Origin of the sequence: Streptococcus loxodontisalivarius (genome assembly GCF_016908645.1) — a bacterium.
Taxonomy (GTDB): domain Bacteria; phylum Bacillota; class Bacilli; order Lactobacillales; family Streptococcaceae; genus Streptococcus; species Streptococcus loxodontisalivarius.
The window spans coordinates 17510-36437 of sequence record NZ_JAFBEH010000012.1 but is presented as its reverse complement, the minus strand read 5'-3'; the positions used below and the strand labels follow the sequence as shown (position 1 = coordinate 36437).

Here is an 18928-nt window from a genome sequence, read left to right as displayed (position 1 = left end):
GTTCTATGCTTGCTCTTAAAGTTTTCGTTGGTCTAGGTTATCTTGCCTATCTGCTACTCGTCTTTTGTCTAATCAAGCAGCACCGCAAACTCCTCTATCCCTTCTGGCTCAAAGTCAGCCTTATCCTGATACTCATTCTGCTAGCTCTGCCATTGGGCTACCTGAGCTTTTTCATCTTTCTTTTTGGTTACAATAGCTGAGCTGTATTCCCTTTATTTTAGCTAGGCTTTGTGGTATATTAGAATAGATTAGTTAGAGAAGAAAGGAAGGTATTTGACCCTTGAGGTCAAATGCTGTGACTATTATGGACGCACAAAGTAAAATTATCCGCGCAAGCCATCAGATTGATATGAACGATATCATTCGCGAGGGCAATCCAACCTTGCGTGCAGTAGCTGAGGAAGTTGCTCTGCCATTGTCAGACGAAGACATCATCTTGGGTGAAAAGATGATGCAGTTCCTCAAAAACTCTCAAGATCCTGTTATGGCTGAAAAGATGGGACTCCGTGGAGGTGTTGGACTAGCTGCACCTCAGTTGGATATTTCAAAACGTATCATCGCTGTTTTGGTTCCAAATGTTGAAGACGCTGAAGGAAACCCACCAAAAGAAGCTTATAGCATCCAAGAAATCATGTACAATCCTAAGATTGTATCTCACTCTGTTCAAGATGCTGCGCTGGCTGATGGAGAAGGTTGCCTCTCTGTTGACCGTCCAGTTGAAGGCTATGTTATCCGCCACTCACGTGTTACAGTAGAGTACTTTGATAAGAATGGTGAAAAGCATAAAATCAAGCTCAAAGGTTACAACTCAATCGTTGTCCAACACGAAATCGACCATATTAACGGTGTCATGTTCTATGACCGTATCAATGAAAATGATCCCTTCAAGATTGAAGAAGGTCTGCTCTTGATTGACTAATATAAAAAGCTCTGAACTTGAAAGTTCAGAGCTTTTTTTGATTCTTAAGCTACGATAGCCTTAGCTACTTCTTCAACTGTCATGCGTGAGAAATAATGAGTGGTATCAATGGTTTTGAGTTTTTCAAGAACATCTGTGTACTCGTAACGAACACCCACAAGAAGATCTTGAATGTCTGCCACATCTCCAATACCAAAGAAGTCTCCATAGATTTTGAGAGATTCGATGATTGAGTTTTCAACCTTAGCATAGGTTGTGATTTTCCCTGCTGGGTAACGAACTGAACGCTCGATAGTGTACTCAGGAGCAACGCCATAGGTCCAGTCCCAAGTGCCGAATTGCTCATCACATGATTTTTGGATTTTAGCCAACTCGTCTTCTGACAAGACGTATTCAGTCATATCAGGGTAAGTTTCTTTCATCTTATCCAAGATTTTATCCGAAAATTCATTAACTGTGATTTTTTCTGGTAATTCGTTGAGAATGTTAGTCACACGCGCACGAACAGACTTAACTCCTTTTGATTCAATCTTATCTTTTGAAACCTTGAGGGCATCGCCAAGGACAGTCATATCAACATCAAAAAGAAGACAACCGTGGTGCATCATACGCCCTTTGTAATAGGCTTGTGCATTACCACAGAATTTTTTACCATCAATTTCAAGGTCATTACGTCCTGTAAATTCTGCCTTAACACCAAGATCAGCCAAAGTTTCAATCACAGGTTGAGAGAAGGTCTTGAAATCAAAAGCTCCTTCTTCAGACTTGTTAGAAATGATAGTGTAGTTGAGGTTGTTGAGGTCGTGGTAAACAGCACCGCCACCAGACAGACGACGGACAACATGGATGCCATGAGCATCAGTGTACTCTTTATTGATTTCTTGAATAGCATTCTGGTGCTTACCGATGATGATAGCAGGCTCATTGATCCAAAGGATGAAAATCTCATCCTCAGTAACCAATTCACGGAAAGCATAGGCTTCAAGAGCAATGTTATAAGCGGGATTATTTGATGTGTTTACAATATATTTCATAGCAATTTACCCAAATATAGCAGCAATAAATTGCTTACATATGCGGGCATCTTCCTTCCTTTACTAATTTGTTAGCGTATACAAATATTATAGCAAAAGTCACCTTAATCGTCTCTAGCTAGGTCCCCAAATTTATAGAAAAAAAGAGCTGGGTAGGGCTCCCAACTCTTGACCAATAGTTATTATTGACCTGCGTATTTTGCGACTTCGTCAAACATCAATTTTGTTGACTCAAGACCGCCTCCTGATAGATACCAGAGGTCAGAAGTCAATGTAATGATTTTCTTGTTTTTACCAGCATTAGTTGCTTGGATGAGCTCATTATTCAAGACGTCTGAATTGCTTGAATCATCTCCTCCGATAGCAAGTGTACGGTCTACAACAAAGATAATATCTGGGTTAACCTCTGCGATACTTTCATAACTGAGGCTATCTCCGTGTGGGTTTGATTGACCTGATTGGCTTGATGACTCAGTTGATGATGTTGAGCTTGAATCTGTAGAAGAACTTGAGCTTGAGCTTGAGCTTGAGCTTGAGCTTGATGATTGTCCTCTTTTTGCGCCGTGTTCTTGCTCTTCGATTTTAAGGCTTGTTGCCTTGAAACCAAGATCTCCATAAACAAATGAGTAGCGACCTTGAGCGCCGATAGCAGCTAGGTTACCCTCATTAAGCATCAACATCAAGGTTGTTTTTTGAGTATCTTTATTGTCGCTACTTGCTTGACTGACAATATCGTCAATTTCAGCGATTTTAGTTTCAGCTGTTTTTTCAGCATCATCTCCGAAGAGACTTGCGATAGCTTTTACATTTTTTTGAACGCTTGCCCAGTAACCATCTGTCTCAGTTGAGAAGTAAATGGTTGGAGCAATCTCTTTGAAATCATCCAACTGACCTTGTGTACGACCTGATGCTACAATCAAGTCTGGTTCTAGCTCAGCAATTTTTTCCAAATCCACTTCTTTCAAGTTACCCACATTGGTAATGCTGTCTTTCTCTCCTAAATCAGACAGGTAGCTTGGAAGAGAATCTGTCGGAAGACCAACGATACGGTCTTCATAGCCGAGAGCACGCAAGGTATCCGCAACACCAAAGTCTAGGACTACAATTTTTTTAGGATTGCTTGGTACTGAAACCTTCCCAGTAGCATCTGTGATGCTTATCTTGCTATCCGCAGCGCTAGATTGGCTAGATGAATTTGATGAGCTTGATGAACAAGCAACCAAAACAAAGACTGCTAGAAAACTCATCACTAGCCCTAAAATAAAACGTTTTTTCATAATCTATTCCTTTCTTTTCTACTGATAGATACAAAGTCGTCTACCAGCAATCTCCTCAACAAGCAAATCCATTTCATAGAGTTCATCTAAAATAGGCTTTTGCATGACTTCCTGACAAGAACCCGAGCAAAAGAGTTTGCCATCCTTAAAGGCAACCATATGATCTACAAACTGACTAGCCATATTGATATCATGGATGACGATAACGATAGTCTTGCCCAGTTCGTCAACAAGACGTCTCAAGGTTTTCATCATGGCAATGCTCTGCTTGATATCCAGATTGTTGAGCGGTTCATCCAAGAGGATAATATCTGTGTCCTGAGCCAAAACCATGGCAATAAAGACCCGCTGCAGCTGCCCACCTGAGAGAGTATCAATCATACGCTGACGAAACTCTTCCAAGTTCATATAGGCTAGCGCAGCTTCAATCTTAGTCTGGTCCTCCTGAGTCAATCTCCCCTGACTATAAGGAAAACGACCAAAAGCCACCAACTCCTCAACTGAGAACTTGCTCTGATAATGAATTTGTTGTTTGAGCATGGTTAGTTCCTTGGCTAAATCAGCCGACTTCCATGCATCGATGTCTGTTCCCTTAACCAAGACAGCCCCTTGATTTTTTTCTAACAAGCGACTCATAATGGATAAGAGAGTTGATTTTCCGGCACCATTTGGGCCGATAAAGGCTGTCAACTTGGAACTTGGAATCTCCAAGTCGATAGCATCTAAGATAGGCTTGTCGCCATAGGATTTTGAAATCCCTTCTAATTGCATCATTGCTTCACACGCTCCTTATAGAGTAGATAGAAGAAAAAGGCTCCGCCAAAGAGTTCTACTAGCATGGAAATGGTCAGATTATAGTTAAAGACTCGCTCGAGTAGGCTCTGCCCTATTACCAAAATCAGAAAACCAAGTAGGCTAGATAGGATAAAGCTGGCGCGGTGGTCGTAACTGGCTAGTAGCTGATAGGTGAGATTGGCTAGCATAAAGCCAAAGAAGGCCATTGGACCAACCATAGCTGTTGAGGCAGCTGTCATCAGAACAACCAACCAGAGGACTTCCTTTTGCTCCTTAACCACATTGATTCCTAAGAGGGTTGCTGTCTCCTTACCAAGATAGAAAACGTTGAGCTTAGCACTTTTCCTATATAGAATGACGACTGATATTATCGTCAGGATAGCCACTAGACCCAGTATCTCACTATTGACACTCTGAAGCGAAGCAAAGAGTTTGCTCTGCAATTTGTCATACTCATTAGGATCCATTAAGACCTGCATAAAGGTAGACAGACTTCTAAAGAGTGTTCCCAGAGCCATACAGATCAGCAGAATCGTTCCAAATCCCTTTTTTAAAAGCTTTGCGATAGCTGGGAATAGGAGTAAGAAAAGCAAGAGCTCCATTCCCAAAACCAGGATAAACTCCCAGAGAGCATTGGGAGACTGATCGCTCGAAAAGTGCCAGTAAAAGAAGAGATAGGCTGATTGAATCAGAACATAGAAACTCTCTAGACCCAGAACTGACGGTGTCAAAAAGCGATTGGCTGTCACTGTCTGAAAACTGATTGTCGAAAAGCCTGATAAGATAGCAACCAAGGCATAAGTTAGCAATTTTTTCGAGCGCAGCTTAATCAAATAGGGCACTGCCTTAGATCCAAATGGTACTAGGTAAAAGATGGCTGCCAGGAGTGCTAGGATTCCCAAGACGATGAGAAGCCAACGAACTTGTTTTGCTGATGACTTAACCATGTTTTTCACCCCACCAGAGAATAAAGATAAAGAGAGCTGAGCCAATAACCCCCAGAACGACTGAAACAGACACTTCATAAGGTCTGATAATCAATCTGGCAAAGATATCACACAGAAGCACCAAGCAGATTCCTGTTAAAAAAACAAGCCCTGCAGACTTCTTCAGATGGTCCCCAGAAAATCGTCTCACGACATTAGGAACAATAACACCTAGAAAGGGGAGAGAGCCCACCGTTATCATGGTTACTGCCGTTGTCAGTGAAACTAGAAAGAGAGCAAGAGATTCCATCTTTTCAAATGAAAGTCCTAAGCTACGACTAGCATCTTCTCCCAAACTCATGAGGGAGAAGGATTCGGAAAAGTACCAGATGCCTAAAAGCGTCAGCAAATTGAGAAAGAGCCACTCATACTGATGGTTTTGAATCATGGCAAAGGAGCCTTGAGTCCAAGAAGTCATAGACTGAATGAGATTAAAGCGATAAGCTAGCACCTCAGCTAAGGAACCAATAATCCCTCCGTAAATCAAACCAACCAGCGCCAACATCCATTTTTCAGAAAAAGAAAGCCTGCGTACCACTCGAATAAAGAAAAGACTAGCTAGATTAGCAAAAACAAAGGCAAAAATAGCCTTTTGAAACAAGCTAGCTTTAGGAAAGAAAAAGAGGCTGACCAGCATACCCAACTGGGCTGCCTCCACCGTTCCAGTGGTCGATGGAGCCGCATAAGGGTTCTGAGTGATGGTCTGCATCAGCAAACCTGCTAAACTAAGCGCTCCAGCTGCTAGAACTATAGCCAAAGTCCTAGGCAAGCGTGACTCCCAAAAAACCTGAACGACAGCTCCCTCTCCTTGCAAGAATGCCGACCAAGAAAATTGTGAGCTTGCACCGATGCTTAGCGACAAGAAAATAAGAACAAAGAAGAGAGGATATAAGTAATAAGTTACTTTCATAATGACCTCCCATAATGGAATGGAGAAGCTCCATTCTGCTTATAATCTAACAAAAGTCTAAAAAAATCTCAAGATAAAAGAGGCAATTTTCAGAAAATAATAATATCGATAATAATTCTCATTTTATTTTATAATAATTATTATATGCATAGTCATTTTATACACAGTATCGCTTATATATAAGCTTTTTCTTAAGAATAGAAAATTAAAAAAGAACCTAGATCTAGGCTCTAAGTTCTCTTCTATAATTTATTATTTACGTTTTGGTGGGTTGTGGATTGCTTCTCCAAGAACGTCAGCGAATGCTTCATACATAACTTCTGAGAAAGTTGGGTGTCCGTGGATTGAACGGAGCAATTCATCAACTGTCAATTCGTTTTCCATGATTGTTGCAGCTTCATTGATCATTTCAGCAGCTGCTGGACCAACGATGTGAACTCCAAGGATTTCGTGGTATTTTGTATCAGCGATAACTTTTACGAAACCGTGAGCTTCGTTTGATGCGATAGCACGGCCATTTCCAGTAAAGCTGTTGCGTCCGATAAGAACGTTTCCGTATTTCTCACGCGCTTGCTCTTCTGTCAAACCACACATAGCCACTTCTGGGTGTGTGTAAACAGCAGCTGGTGTGAACTCAAGGTTAGCTTTACGAACGTTACCCCAGATAGCATTTTCCGCAGCAACTTCACCCATACGGTAAGCAGCGTGGGCAAGCATCTTAGTTCCGTTAACATCACCTGGTGCGTAGATGCCTGGGATTGATGTTTCTTGGTATTCGTTAACTTTGATACGGTTGCGATCCATTTCAAGGTTAAGGTTTTCAAGTCCGTTCAATTGTGGTACACGACCGATTGAAAGAAGGGCTTTTTCAGCAACCAATTCTTCGCCGTTGTTAAGTTTCAATGTCAATTGGTTGTTTGCTTCAACGATTTCAGAAACACCAACTGATGTCTTGATCTTCATACCTTTCTTAGTCAAGATTTTTTGAAGTTCAAGTGAGATTTCTTTATCCATTGCTGGAATGATGCGGTCAGCCATTTCCACAACAGTCACGTCAACACCGTATGATGCCCAAACGAGACCAAGCTCGATACCAACAACACCACCACCCATAACAACGAGTGATTTAGGCATTTCACGAAGGTCAAGGATATCGTCAGATGTCAAGACAAGTTTAGACTCGATACCTGGGATGTTGATACGTGATACTTTAGAACCTGTTGCCAAGATGATGTTGCGACCTTTGATTGTTTCTGAACCAATGGTAACAGTCTTATCTGGGTTAACTTGACCAAGTCCGTTAAAGATAGTAACTTTGTTAGCTTTAAGAAGACCTTGAACACCACCTGTCAATGTTTTAACAACTGAGTTCTTGAAGTCAACTGTTTTATCCATGTCGATTGTGTAGTTTGTTGAGGCAAGGTTGATACCACGACCTGCAGCAATCTTCAAACCGTCAAGGATTTCAGCATTTTTAAGATAAGTCTTAGTTGGGATACATCCAACGTTCAAGCAAGTACCACCAAATTCTGATTTTTCAACGATGGCGATTTTACCACCAAGTTGAGCACCACGGATGGCAGCATAGTAACCAGCAGGTCCACCACCAACAACAACGATATCGTACTCGTTGTCAGCAAGGTCTGCAGTTGGTGCTTTTTTAGCGTGAGCAGCTGGTGCAGCTGGTACTTCAAGACCAGCTTCCTTAAGGTCTGCAGTGGCTTGAGCAACTTCTGCAGCTGGTGCTGGTGCAGCGGCAGCAGTTTCACCAACAACTTCACCTTCAGCACCGATGTAGGCAATTACTTCTGTAACAGGAACAACTTCGCCGTCACCTTTGACAATTTTCAAAAGGACACCTGAGTCTTCTGCTTCAATTTCCATGTTTGTTTTATCAGACATGATTTCAAGAAGGATGTCACCTTCATTGACAACATCACCTTCTGCTTTTTTCCATTCGATAATTTCGCCTTCTTGCATGTCAACGCCAAGCTTAGGCATAATAACTTCAACAGCCATAATTATGATACAAAGAACGTCCAAATGCGACTGAATTTTAGGAGACTGACCTTGGATGCTTGCAACCAAGGCAGGCTATCTAAATTCCAAGCATTTAGTTCGTGTTCAAATCGCACGAACTCGTTCCATTTCCTTTCTCTAATTTTTCTAAAGGTTTTTACTTATAAACTAAATGGTAATCAGATCAACAATTCCAATGGGTTTTCCAACAAGTGTTTGAGGTCAACCATGAATTTAGCTCCGTTCATACCATCTACCAAACGGTGGTCGATAGTCAAGCACATTGCCATGATTGGACGGATAACGATTTCACCATCAACAACGACTGGTGTTTGAACAGTTGCCGCAACACCAAGGATTGCTGAGTTTGGTTGGTTGATGATTGGGTTGAAAGTCTTAGTTCCAAACATTCCCAAGTTAGTGATTGAGAAGGTTGAACCTGACATTTCAGCCGCTTTGAGCTTACCTGATTGTGCTTTTTTGATAACATCTTTTGAAGCTACCACAAATTCTGACAAGCTCATCTTATCAGCACCGTGAACAACTGGCACAACAAGACCATCATCAAGACCTACGGCAATACCCATGTTAACAAACTTGTGCAACTCAATTTCTTGAGCATCATTGATCAATGACGCATTGAGGTAACGGTGTTCTTCTTTCATCAAAGTACGTGTTACCGCAAGACCAATCAAGTCTGTAAAGGTCACTTTAAGACCTGTTTTGTTCATGATTGGTTCAAGGACTTGTTTACGAAGAGCCATGAGGTTAGTCATGTCAATATCGTAGTTAAGCGTAAAGGTTGGTGCAGTCAAGTATGAGTGCGTCATACCTTTTGAGATTGCCTTACGCATTGCAGACATCTTGATGATTTCTACGCCTTCTGGCAATTCTTTAGCTGGTGCTTCTTCCTTAACAGGAGCTGCTGCTTTAGCTTCTTCTGGTTGGTTAGCTGCCAAGACTGCCAAGATATCTTCACGCATGATTTTACCGCGGAAGCCTGATCCCTTAACAGTTGTCAAGTCGATACCCAAGTCACGAGCCATCTTACCTGCAAGTGGTGATACCTTAGGTGCTGCATCCTTGAAGTCTTCAACATCAGACTTGTGGACACGACCTTTGGCACCAGTACCTGGTACAGCGTTAAGATCGACGTTCAAGTCACGAGCCGCCTTACGAGCTGCTGGCGTTGCACGAACTTTTTCGCCTTCTTGACGTTCCACTGGGGCAATAGCTGGCGCTGCCACAGGAGCTTCCTGAGCTGCTGGCGCTTCTACAACTGCCTCAGTAGCAGGTGCTGCAGAAGCAGCTACATCAATTGATTCACCAACTTGACCGATGTAGGCAATTGTTTCTGTAACAGGAACGACTTCACCGTCACCTTTAACAATTTTGAGAAGAACACCAGATTCTTCTGCTTCAATTTCCATATTTGTTTTATCGGACATGATTTCAAGAAGGATATCACCTTCTTTGACCTCATCGCCCTCTGCCTTTTTCCACTCGATGATTTCACCTTCCTGCATATCAACACCGAGCTTAGGCATGATTACTTCAATAGCCATATTTATGATACTAAGAACTTAAAATGCTGTCTTTAGAAAGAGACCTCAGCTCTTTCTAAACACCATTTTATCCGTGTTCACTTAAGGAACACTGTTCTCTCCCTTTCTAAAGCATGATACAAAGCCACTGAACACTTGAGTCATCTTAAAAAACATATCCTGTACTGATCACAGGGCAGTTTATCTTGTGACACTATGTCAGGGCCTATTCAAATCCATGATAGCAAGAGACTCAAAAGCTAGCTGCATTTGACAGTCTTTTAATAGACAACAGCTAGATTTTTAGAATTACTTTTAGTCTCTTGTTTTTCTATTTTTCTGCTAAAATCCTTAGCCTTTATTGACTTGTTTGTAGATTGCTTCTTTGATCTTGTCAACATTTGGCAAGATAGCATTTTCAAGAACATTTGCGTAAGGAACTGGCACATCATCAGATGCGATACGGATTACTGGGGCATCAAGGTAGTCAAAGGCTTCGCTTTCAGTAATGATTGAGGCGATTTCTCCGATAAATCCACCAGTCTTGTAAGCATCGTTGACAAGGATAACCTTACCAGTTTTCTTAACAGATTCGATGATGATTTCTTTATCAAGCGGTACAAGAGTACGTGGGTCAACAACTTCAACGCTGATGCCTTCAGCAGCAACTTCTTCTGCAGCTTTAAGAACACGTTCAAGCATACGTCCGTAAGAAACGATTGTCACGTCAGTACCTTCACGTTTGATTTCACCTTTTCCAAGTGGAATATAGAAATCAGGGTCTTGGTTAACTTCTTCTTTTTTACCGTAAAGAGCTTTTGGCTCAAGGAAGATAACTGGGTTGTTATCTTGAATAGATGATTTCAAAAGACCTTTAGCATCATTTACAGTACCTGGTGCAACGACTTTAAGTCCTGGAATGTGGGCAACCCATGCTTCAAGTGACTGTGAGTGTTGAGCCGCTGAACCGATACCTGAACCTGAAGCCACACGGAAGGTAACAGGTGTTTTCAAACCGCCACCAAACATGTAGTTTGTTTTAGCAGCTTGGTTGACAATAGCATCCATGGCAATAGTAATGAAATCCATGAAAGTCAAGTCAACGATTGGACGAAGACCTGTTTGAGCAGCACCAACCGCAGCACCTGCAATCGCAGCTTCTGAGATAGGTGTGTCACGAACACGTTTTTCACCAAATTCTGCAAGCATTCCAACAGATGTACCGAAATCACCACCATAGATACCGACATCCTCACCCATCAAGAATACTTTTTCGTCTTTACGCATTTCTTCGCTTTGTGCAAGATTGATCGCCTCACGCAAAGCCATCACTTTAAATTCTGACATAATTTAAGATACTAAGAGCGAAGAGAAAGCGACTGAAAAATAGGAAATTGCAGAAAATCCTGATTTTCTAAGCAATTTATCTTTTTTCCGAGCTTTCCGCTCGGGTTCAGTTCCGCTTACGAGCAAGTCTCTTCGTTCTCTTCCTTTCATTTTATTCTTTAGATTTATTTTTCTAGTAATAGACTGAGCTATCCGATTATTTGACTGTTAAAGTGAGCCGAGAGGACCAGTAAAATCCATCTCTACTCAATTTCTGAGAAGATTAGTCAACGTAAACGTCTTCGTAGGCAACTGACAAGTCTGGGAATGGGCTTTCTTCTGCGAATTTAACCCCTTCTTCCACTTCTTGAGCAACTTGTGCTTCAATGGCATCAAGTTCTTCGTCTGTTGCGATACCTTCTTCTGTCAAGTAAGCACGGTATTTTTTAAGTGGGTCTTTAGCTTTCCAGCTATCCACTTCTTCTTTTGTACGGTAAACACCTGCATCGGCTGTTGAGTGACCAAACCAACGGTATGATTCTACTTCGACGATAGCAGGGCCATTTCCTGAACGAACATAATCAATGACTTCAGCCATTTTTTCGTAAACCGCAACAACATCATTTCCGTCTTCTACATAGTGACCTGGGATACCGTAGGCATCAGCACGTGTATAGAGGTGAGGAATTTTTGTTGAGTAGCTGATATCTGTAGAGATACCGTAACGGTTATTGATGATGAAGAAAATAACTGGCAAGTTCCAAACGGCAGCCAAGTTAACTGACTCGTGGAATGATCCTTCGTTGGTTGCTGAGTCACCTGAGAAAGCGATAACGATGTTATCAGTACCTTCATATTGTTGTGTCAAAGCAGCACCGACAGCAAGGGCGTAACCACCACCAACGATACCATTAGTTCCGTAGTTTCCTTTTTCAAGGTTAGCCAAGTGCATTGAGCCTCCGCGCCCTTTTGAAGTCCCTGTTGCTTTACCAGCAAGCTCCGCAAACATACCAGGAATTGAAATTCCTTTAGCGATAGTTTGACCGTGACCACGGTGGTTTGAGAAGATGATATCTTGATCAGTAAGAGCTTGGATAGCACCAACTGAAGCAGCTTCTTCACCAACTGAGAAGTGAGTCATCCCTTGGACAAATCCACGACGAACAAGTTTGTTAAGTTTCATATCAACATCACGGATTTGTTGCATTTTGAGGAACATATCCAAGTGTTGTTCTTTAGTAATGTTAACCATACTTTCCTCCGAAAAATTTTTTTCCTACCTTACTATCATATTCCAAAATTTCACAAAGTACAACATTTTTGTCTGTTTTTTTGAAAATGCTTTCTTTTCCGTGTTTCTAGCTATTACAAACGTTTGATATTAAAAGGATTTCCAAAATTTTGAAAAAGTTTGTGAAAAAAATACCAATCTTTGAAAGTGGCGTCAGCTATTTTCAGAAATGCAAAAAACTCCACCCTAGGGTGAAGTCTTCTAAAAATCTTAGTTGATTGCTGCAAGAAGAGCGTCAGCTTGTTTAGTCAATTGTGCCAAAACATCTTCTTCTGCAATAAATTTACCGTCAGCCCATGCTGAGTCGTTAACACGTGCAAATGTCAATTCGTCAACGAATTGTGTACGAACAAATGGAAGCAATGAACGATATTGATCAGCTGCTTGCTCATGACCACCGTTAGCAACAAGCGATACTGTTGTCACTTTATCTTGAAGTGCTGATACACCTGTTGTATCTGAAAGATCAAGGGCACGGCTAAGCCAGTCGATCAAGTTTTTCACTGAACCAGGAATAGCAAAGTTGTAAACTGGTGAGAAGAACCAGACAGCATCCGCAGCAAGAACTGCTTCACGAGCTGCTTTAACAGCTTCTGGTGTTTGACCTTCCAAGTCTTGTGAGAAGACAGGAACTTGTGACCAGTCAAGGTAAGTGACATTTGCTTTACCTTCAAGAATTTTTTCAGCGTTTTGAGCTTGTTGGTGGTTGAATGATCCTTCACGAAGTGATCCTACGACGAATAAAATGTTTTTCATTTGAATTTCCTCTTCTTTTTTAAAAATGTTTTTGATTGTGTCTAAGATTGACATCTAGAACTCCTCTAAACCACTTATCACTAAGTAGTGTTATTTATTACTATGTAGTAAGTATAGACCTTCTTTTTTCTTTTGTAAAGTCATTTGCTCACTTTTTTAAAGATTTTTAAATTTCTTCAATAAATCAATGAGCTGCGCTTGCTCATCTGTTGTTAGAACAGAGAATGCCTCTCTTACCCTCTGCTGGTGGATTGGCAAATTATGCTCAATGATACGACGCCCCTCATCAGTCAAGGCAACCAGATAGGAACGTTTATCACTGGGGCAGGTTGTTCTAGTAATCCAACCTTTTTTCTCCATATTCTTGATCACGACGGTCATATTGCCTGATGTGGCTAACATGCTGTCGATAAGGGCTCCTATTTTCATAGTCCCTTTGGCAAGAAGGACATCCAGAACACCAAACTGAGTCGGTGTCAAATCATCATACTTGTAAGATTCGGATACGTAGGCATCAATCGTTCGAAACGCCTTTCTCATAACTACCATGGACTTGATTGCCAAGTCTTTATCTAATTCTTCTCCCATAAATTCTCCTTTCTACAGATATCATCTTGATAGGTCTATTTTATCACTAATTAGTATTTTTGACAAATAAGATCGTATGTAGAAAATAAAAAGAGCTGACCTAAATCAACTCTCTGAATAATTATATAGCTGGATAAATCTAAATATTTTAGATAAACTTATCTGGATTAATTTCGTATTTATCAGTAAGAATTTTAACAAAATCAATAATAGCAAGAACCTCACCAGCTAAACCGTATGTTAATAATGTGGCACCTATCTTTACGAGACCCTTTTTAGTTTCCCCTAACATGAAGTTATGGATACCCAAACCACCAACAAAGAATGCGATCAGTGCCATTGTTACCTTATTATAGTTACCTAAGTCTCCATTTCCAGAGTGACTAGTCCCAAAGTCAAGACTTCCCAATTTACTACGTTTAGTGGCAACTCCACAGCTCAAACACACTTCAGCTTCTGGATTTACTGAATTTCCACAATTTGAACAAAAGGCGTTTCCTTGTCCAGTTTTAACTCCACAATTTAAGCAAATAGCCTGATTATCATTCATTGCTTCCCCACATGCTTTACAATACAAAACGGTTTCCTCCTAAATCACTTCATTTATTACGTCTAATTTATCCTAGACTTATTATATATATATATATTGTTATATTGTCAATCGCTTATATACTGTAATTTATAAGTTTTTTGAAAGAATTTCAAGCTCAAAAACAATCCAAATTTAAGCTGTTTTTTATTTTCTAAAAGAAATCATCAAAAAGGCTGAGTTGGTTATCTTCTGGCATATTGCCGAGGATGCCCATGTCGTCCATTTTTTCAACTAGGGTTTGTGAAAGCCCTCCTCGTTTGCGGAGTTCTGTTTTGGATAAGAATTCACCTTCGGCTCGTGCTGAAACGACTTGCTTAGCAACGTTCTCACCAAGTCCCTCAAGGGCAATAAATGGTGGAATGAGGGTATCGCCATCAATGATAAACTCCGTAGCATCTGAGCGGTAAAGGTCTAACTTACCAAATTTGAAGCCACGTTCTAGCATCTCATTAACGATTTCAAGGGTTGTGAAGAGATCATTTTCGACATTACTTGCTTCATTGCGGTGCTTTTTATCCGTAATATCCTGCATACGGGTCTTAACAGCTTCTAAACCTGCACTCATGGTGCGGAGCTCAAATGCCTTGGCACGGATAGAGAAATAAGCACAGTAGTAATAAATCGGATGGTGAACCTTAAAGTAAGCTACCCTAAGTGCCATAAGAACATAGGCTGCCGCATGGGCTTTAGGGAACATGTACTTGATTTTTCCACAGGACTCGATGTACCAGTCTGGCACATTATTGTCACGCATAGCTTGAATGTAGCCATTACGCTCGTCTTCTGAGATTTTTAGCCACAAGCCTTTACGCACACGCTCCATGATGGTAAATGCCATCTTAGGCTCAAGACCTGCGTGCATGAGGTAAACCATAATATCATCACGACAACCGATAACGGTCGATAGGGTGGCAATGCCCTGCTTAATCAGGTCTTGCGCATTTCCCAGCCAAACGTCTGTTCCGTGAGAAAGCCCTGATAATTGCAGAAGCTCCGCGAAAGTAGTCGGATGCGTCTCCTCAACCATGCCTCGAACGAAGTTTGTCCCAAACTCTGGGATGCCCAGCATTCCCGTAGGGGTACCAATCTGCTCCGGTGTTACACCAAGAATCTCAGTTCCTGAGAAAAGGGCCATAACACCAGGGTCATCTGCCAAAATTTCCTTAGGATCAATACCTGAAAGGTCCTGCAGTTTACGAATCATGGTCGGATCATCATGTCCCAGAATATCAAGTTTCAGGACGTTTTCATCGATATCGTGGAAGTTAAAGTGGGTCGTCTTCCAAGCAGCGCTCACATCATCTGCAGGGAACTGGACAGGCGTAAAATCATAAACGTCCATGTAGTTAGGAATAACAACAATCCCCCCTGGATGCTGACCAGTATTTCGCTTAACACCAGCTGCGCCCATAGCAAGTCGGTCAACCTCGGCGTCTCGGTAGAATTTACCATAGTCACGTTCGTAGCCCTTAACAAAACCGTAGGCAGTCTTGTCTGCGACCGTTCCTACCGTTCCTGCACGAAAGGCATAATCTTCACCAAAAATATCACGAACATCCAAGTGGGCTGACGGTTGGTCATCACCTGAGAAGTTCAAATCAATATCGGGAACCTTGTCCCCATCAAAACCAAGGAAGGTTTCGAAAGGAATATCCTGTCCATCCTTGCGATAGAGAGTCCCACATTCTGGACAATCCTTATTGGGCAAATCATAGCCCGAACCATAAGAACCATCTGTGATGAATTCTGAGTGCTGACAATTTGGACAGAGATAGTGTGGTGGCATAGGATTAACCTCAGTAATCCCAATCATGGTCGCTACAAAGGAAGAACCAACAGACCCACGAGAACCAACCAGATAACCACGCTCATTAGAGCGGTTAACCAGCATCTGAGAGGCTAGATAGATCACGGCGAAGCCATTCCCCAAAATAGAGGTCAATTCCTTCTCAATACGCAGGTCGATAATATCAGGAAGGGGATTACCATAGAGCTCAAAAGCCTTCTGATAGGTCAATTCAGCAACCGTTTCTTCAGCCTTGTCGATAAATGGCGTGTAAAGGTCACCCTTGACCACTTCCACCTCTTCAATACGATCAGCGAAGGCATTGGTATTGGTCACGACAATCTCATAAGCCAAATCCTTACCTAGAAAGGCAAAGTCATCCAGCATTTCATTGGTTGTACGGAAGTGTGCTTTTGGAAGCGGAGCTGGTTGGGCATTTTCACCACGACCGATAGTACGGTTGATAATGGCACCCTGTCCCAGACTACGCACGATAATTTCACGGTAAATCTCATCTTCTGGCTCCAAATAGTGGACATTCCCAGTCGCCATGACGGGCTTATCCAGACGACAGCCTACCTCGATCAAGTCTCGGATAACCTGCTCAATACCAGCCTCATCCTTAATCAATTCACGGGCAATCAAGGGAGCATAGATAGCAGGTGGCATGACTTCAATAAAATCATAGTACTTAGCCACTTGGACTGCAGCATCCACACCTGATGACAGCACTGCATCAAAAACTTCCCCTTCTGAGCAGGCTGTTCCCAGAAGCAGCCCTTCTCTATGAGCATCCAAGACCGTCCTTGGAATACGAGCCACACCTTCAAAGTATTTAACGTTAGAATAGCTGACCAGCTTGAAAATATTTTTCAGACCTGTCTGATTTTGCACATAAATAGTGGCATGTTTGACACGCGCTTTCTTGTAAGAGTCTTCCGAGACAAGGTCTGTATTGAGCTTGGCTAGGTCTGTAATCCCCTTCTCCTCCACCGTTTCCTTGATGAAGATAAAGAGCAAGCGACCTGTAGCCTCCGCATCGTAATTGGCCATGTGGTGGTGCTCAAGCGCCACTTGGAAACGCTTGGTCAAAGGTCCCAAACCATGACGCTTGTACTCAGGATAGAGATTGCGGGCATACTCCAAGGTATCAACAACTGGTTGCGTAATGCGGGGCAGTCCATGACGCTCGTAGTTGGCATTCATAAAGCCAACGTCAAAGGTGGCATTGTGGGCAACCAAGACCGTGTCCTGACAGAAAGCTTGAAACTCTTCTAGAACCTGTTTAATAGGTTTAGCGCCCTGCACATGATTGTCTGTAATCCCTGTCAATTCTGTCGTGAAGGCAGACAATGGATGACCAGGATCGATAAATTCATCGAACTGTTCAATGATATTACCCTTGTACATCTTAGAAGCCGCAATCTGAATCAGATCATTATTGACAGCAGAAAGCCCTGTGGTCTCCACGTCGAAAACAACATAGGTTGCTTCTCGGATATCCATAGACACTTCATTGTATGTGATAGGCACCGAGTCCTCAACAATATTTGCCTCTAAGCCAAAGATTGCCTTGATACCAGCCTTGCGTGCCTTGTGATAACCGTGTGGGAAGCTCTGCACATTGGCATGGTCTGTAATGGCGATTGCCTTATGCCCCCACTTAGCAGCTGTGTCAATCAAGTCCTCAACAGTCGGCAGGGCATCCATGGTCGACATATTGGTGTGAGCGTGAAGTTCCACACGTTTTTGCCCCTCAGGCATCAAATCCTTACGAGGATTGTGGACAATTTCCTTAACCTGCTGAACATTCATGGTCAAGCTGCGAGTGAACTGGTTGTTCTCAATATTCCCTTGCACGCGCAGCCAATTTCCCTTGGCAATCATATCAAACTTCTTAAGTTCTTCATCATCCTTAGCCCATTTTTGCATGGCAAAGCTTGATGTGTAATCAGTCATCTTGAAGTTGATAATGTGGCGACCTGTTCTGGTTGTCTTTTTCTCCACATCAAAGACCAGACCTTCGAAAACAATACGATTCTCCTCAGTCTCAATCTCAATCATGGGCGTGATTTCAGCCTTTTCAAAACCAGCCTGACGCTGGGCTGCACGCTCCTTATAGTCAAATTGTGGCTTAGGCGCAGCCTCTTCCTGCGGTGGCATAGAAGCCTCCAGAGACTTGACCGCCTCCATATTTTCCTGCACCGCCTTTTCCACCAAAGCCTCGCGACTGGTCGTAAAATCCTCCTGCAACTGCTGGGTCATAGCCTCATCAGATACCATATCCACAGTCAACTTGCCAAAACCAAACAGCTCAAACTGCTTCTCCAAATTAGGCAGATGATTTTTCCTAAAGTGGTCGTTGTTGACAAAAGCTGGCGCTTCTATGATGAGCTTCCCGTCCCTATAAGAGACCTTGAGATTGGCAAAAGAAGACCTAAAGCTGGCGCTGTTGCAAGTCGCCTGCTCAAAAGCTTCCTTATAGTAAGCCGAAATCAGATCATCTGAAAAATCAATACGCTCCGCCTTGATATCAAAAGTCGCCTTAATATCAGCCGCCTCAAACGAAGCCGTCAAACGAGACTGCAAGAGACGATAATGCTCAATCGGCAGAATCTCAGGAAAGGCAAAATGAAACTCCCAGTGACGACTGACTGAGTGAACCTTAACCTCAATAATATCCGCAGACGAAAAAGCACTTGAAGACTTAACCTCAAGCGGCATATCAATCTGATCCATCAATTTCTTGAAAAGTTCTGACATGACAACTCCTAACAATGATACAAAGGGCGTTAAGCGAGCAAAGCAAAAATAGGAAACTTTCCGAAGACGCTTGCGTCTAGGAAATGTTTATCTTTTTTGCACCGCTCGTAGCCCGTGTTCTAATAAATGATACAAAAGGACGTTTCGGCTTGCCGAAAATTTTCGTAAGGGAGTAAAACAGTTCAGTGAACTGTTTTAGCCTTGAGCTTTAAAACAAAAGAGCGAAAGTAGGAAATTTACCGACGACGCTTGCGTCTAGGTACAATTCATACTTAAAAGTAGCCATATCTGTAAGCAATTAAAATTGCAACAGCTACGTCTCTTTTCCCTAGATCTTAGTCC

Annotated in this window: 15 protein-coding genes; 2 read left to right on the top strand and 13 right to left on the bottom strand. The window is 42.2% G+C overall.

Features of this window, described 5'->3' with window-relative positions; genetic code table 11:
• Window positions 1-5 precede the first annotated feature (5 nt).
• Together JOC28_RS03905 and def are read left to right on the top strand one after the other, a co-directional pair.
• Complete coding sequence (locus tag JOC28_RS03905) at window positions 6-200, top strand: hypothetical protein (RefSeq protein WP_205009336.1); 195 nt, start codon at window positions 6-8, stop codon at window positions 198-200.
• Window positions 201-304: 104 nt separating this feature from the next.
• Window positions 305-919, top strand: coding sequence for a peptide deformylase (gene def, locus JOC28_RS03900; protein ID WP_205009347.1), 615 nt, complete (start codon window positions 305-307; stop codon window positions 917-919).
• A 44-nt stretch (window positions 920-963) separates the two neighbouring features.
• Here def and JOC28_RS03895 read toward each other — a convergent pair whose 3' ends face one another.
• The 13 genes from JOC28_RS03895 to JOC28_RS03835 all read right to left on the bottom strand — a co-directional run bounded on the left by JOC28_RS03895 (window position 964) and on the right by JOC28_RS03835 (window position 18586).
• A complete protein-coding gene (locus JOC28_RS03895) occupies window positions 964-1953 on the bottom strand; it encodes a lipoate--protein ligase (RefSeq protein WP_205009335.1) in 990 nt (329 codons plus the stop codon).
• A 182-nt stretch (window positions 1954-2135) separates the two neighbouring features.
• Window positions 2136-3230 carry a siderophore ABC transporter substrate-binding protein gene (locus JOC28_RS03890; protein WP_205009334.1) on the bottom strand — a complete coding sequence of 365 codons (1095 nt, stop codon included), beginning with the start codon at window positions 3228-3230 and terminating at the stop codon, window positions 2136-2138.
• An 18-nt stretch (window positions 3231-3248) separates the two neighbouring features.
• The gene (locus JOC28_RS03885) at window positions 3249-4001 is read right to left on the bottom strand and encodes an iron ABC transporter ATP-binding protein (protein ID WP_205009346.1); all 753 of its coding nucleotides are present in this window, start codon (window positions 3999-4001) and stop codon (window positions 3249-3251) included.
• Window positions 4001-4972, bottom strand: a complete 972-nt coding sequence (locus tag JOC28_RS03880) for an iron chelate uptake ABC transporter family permease subunit (protein WP_205009333.1) — start codon at window positions 4970-4972, stop codon at window positions 4001-4003. Before JOC28_RS03880 ends, JOC28_RS03885 begins: the two co-directional genes overlap by 1 nt.
• Complete coding sequence (locus JOC28_RS03875) at window positions 4965-5921, bottom strand: ABC transporter permease (protein ID WP_205009332.1); 957 nt, start codon at window positions 5919-5921, stop codon at window positions 4965-4967. The genes JOC28_RS03880 and JOC28_RS03875 overlap by 8 nt, the downstream gene beginning before the upstream one ends.
• 252 nt (window positions 5922-6173) lie before the next feature.
• Window positions 6174-7940, bottom strand: coding sequence for a dihydrolipoyl dehydrogenase (lpdA, locus tag JOC28_RS03870; RefSeq protein ID WP_205009331.1), 1767 nt, complete (start codon window positions 7938-7940; stop codon window positions 6174-6176).
• 179 nt (window positions 7941-8119) lie between these two features.
• The gene (locus tag JOC28_RS03865) at window positions 8120-9505 is read right to left on the bottom strand and encodes a dihydrolipoamide acetyltransferase (protein WP_205009330.1); all 1386 of its coding nucleotides are present in this window, start codon (window positions 9503-9505) and stop codon (window positions 8120-8122) included.
• Window positions 9506-9835: 330 nt separating this feature from the next.
• Window positions 9836-10831, bottom strand: coding sequence for an alpha-ketoacid dehydrogenase subunit beta (locus JOC28_RS03860; protein ID WP_205009329.1), 996 nt, complete (start codon window positions 10829-10831; stop codon window positions 9836-9838).
• Window positions 10832-11093: 262 nt separating this feature from the next.
• A complete protein-coding gene (locus JOC28_RS03855; RefSeq protein ID WP_205009328.1) occupies window positions 11094-12062 on the bottom strand; it encodes a thiamine pyrophosphate-dependent dehydrogenase E1 component subunit alpha in 969 nt (322 codons plus the stop codon).
• Between the two features lie 249 nt (window positions 12063-12311).
• A complete protein-coding gene (locus JOC28_RS03850) occupies window positions 12312-12911 on the bottom strand; it encodes an NADPH-dependent FMN reductase (RefSeq protein WP_205009327.1) in 600 nt (199 codons plus the stop codon).
• Between the two features lie 102 nt (window positions 12912-13013).
• On the bottom strand, window positions 13014-13445 hold the full coding sequence (locus JOC28_RS03845; RefSeq protein WP_205009326.1) for a MarR family winged helix-turn-helix transcriptional regulator: 432 nt from the start codon (window positions 13443-13445) through the stop codon (window positions 13014-13016).
• Window positions 13446-13593: 148 nt separating this feature from the next.
• Window positions 13594-14022 carry a TM2 domain-containing protein gene (locus JOC28_RS03840; protein WP_205009325.1) on the bottom strand — a complete coding sequence of 143 codons (429 nt, stop codon included), beginning with the start codon at window positions 14020-14022 and terminating at the stop codon, window positions 13594-13596.
• A 166-nt stretch (window positions 14023-14188) separates the two neighbouring features.
• Window positions 14189-18586 (bottom strand): PolC-type DNA polymerase III, encoded by a 4398-nt coding sequence (locus tag JOC28_RS03835; protein ID WP_205009324.1) that lies wholly within the window; start codon window positions 18584-18586, stop codon window positions 14189-14191.
• Between the last annotated feature and the right edge of the window lie 342 nt (window positions 18587-18928).

Bases quoted from the DNA above. Each gene is read 5' to 3' on its own strand.
- JOC28_RS03905 (WP_205009336.1), top strand. From the start codon at position 6: ATGCTTGCTCTTAAAGTTTTCGTTGGTCTAGGTTATCTTGCCTATCTG.
- def (WP_205009347.1), top strand. From the start codon at position 305: ATGGACGCACAAAGTAAAATTATCCGCGCAAGCCATCAGATTGATATG.
- JOC28_RS03895 (WP_205009335.1), bottom strand. From the start codon at position 1,953: ATGAAATATATTGTAAACACATCAAATAATCCCGCTTATAACATTGCT.
- JOC28_RS03890 (WP_205009334.1), bottom strand. From the start codon at position 3,230: ATGAAAAAACGTTTTATTTTAGGGCTAGTGATGAGTTTTCTAGCAGTC.
- JOC28_RS03885 (WP_205009346.1), bottom strand. From the start codon at position 4,001: ATGCAATTAGAAGGGATTTCAAAATCCTATGGCGACAAGCCTATCTTA.
- JOC28_RS03880 (WP_205009333.1), bottom strand. From the start codon at position 4,972: ATGGTTAAGTCATCAGCAAAACAAGTTCGTTGGCTTCTCATCGTCTTG.
- JOC28_RS03875 (WP_205009332.1), bottom strand. From the start codon at position 5,921: ATGAAAGTAACTTATTACTTATATCCTCTCTTCTTTGTTCTTATTTTC.
- lpdA (WP_205009331.1), bottom strand. From the start codon at position 7,940: ATGGCTGTTGAAGTTATTATGCCTAAGCTTGGCGTTGACATGCAAGAA.
- JOC28_RS03865 (WP_205009330.1), bottom strand. From the start codon at position 9,505: ATGGCTATTGAAGTAATCATGCCTAAGCTCGGTGTTGATATGCAGGAA.
- JOC28_RS03860 (WP_205009329.1), bottom strand. From the start codon at position 10,831: ATGTCAGAATTTAAAGTGATGGCTTTGCGTGAGGCGATCAATCTTGCA.
- JOC28_RS03855 (WP_205009328.1), bottom strand. From the start codon at position 12,062: ATGGTTAACATTACTAAAGAACAACACTTGGATATGTTCCTCAAAATG.
- JOC28_RS03850 (WP_205009327.1), bottom strand. From the start codon at position 12,911: ATGTCAATCTTAGACACAATCAAAAACATTTTTAAAAAAGAAGAGGAA.
- JOC28_RS03845 (WP_205009326.1), bottom strand. From the start codon at position 13,445: ATGGGAGAAGAATTAGATAAAGACTTGGCAATCAAGTCCATGGTAGTT.
- JOC28_RS03835 (WP_205009324.1), bottom strand. From the start codon at position 18,586: ATGTCAGAACTTTTCAAGAAATTGATGGATCAGATTGATATGCCGCTT.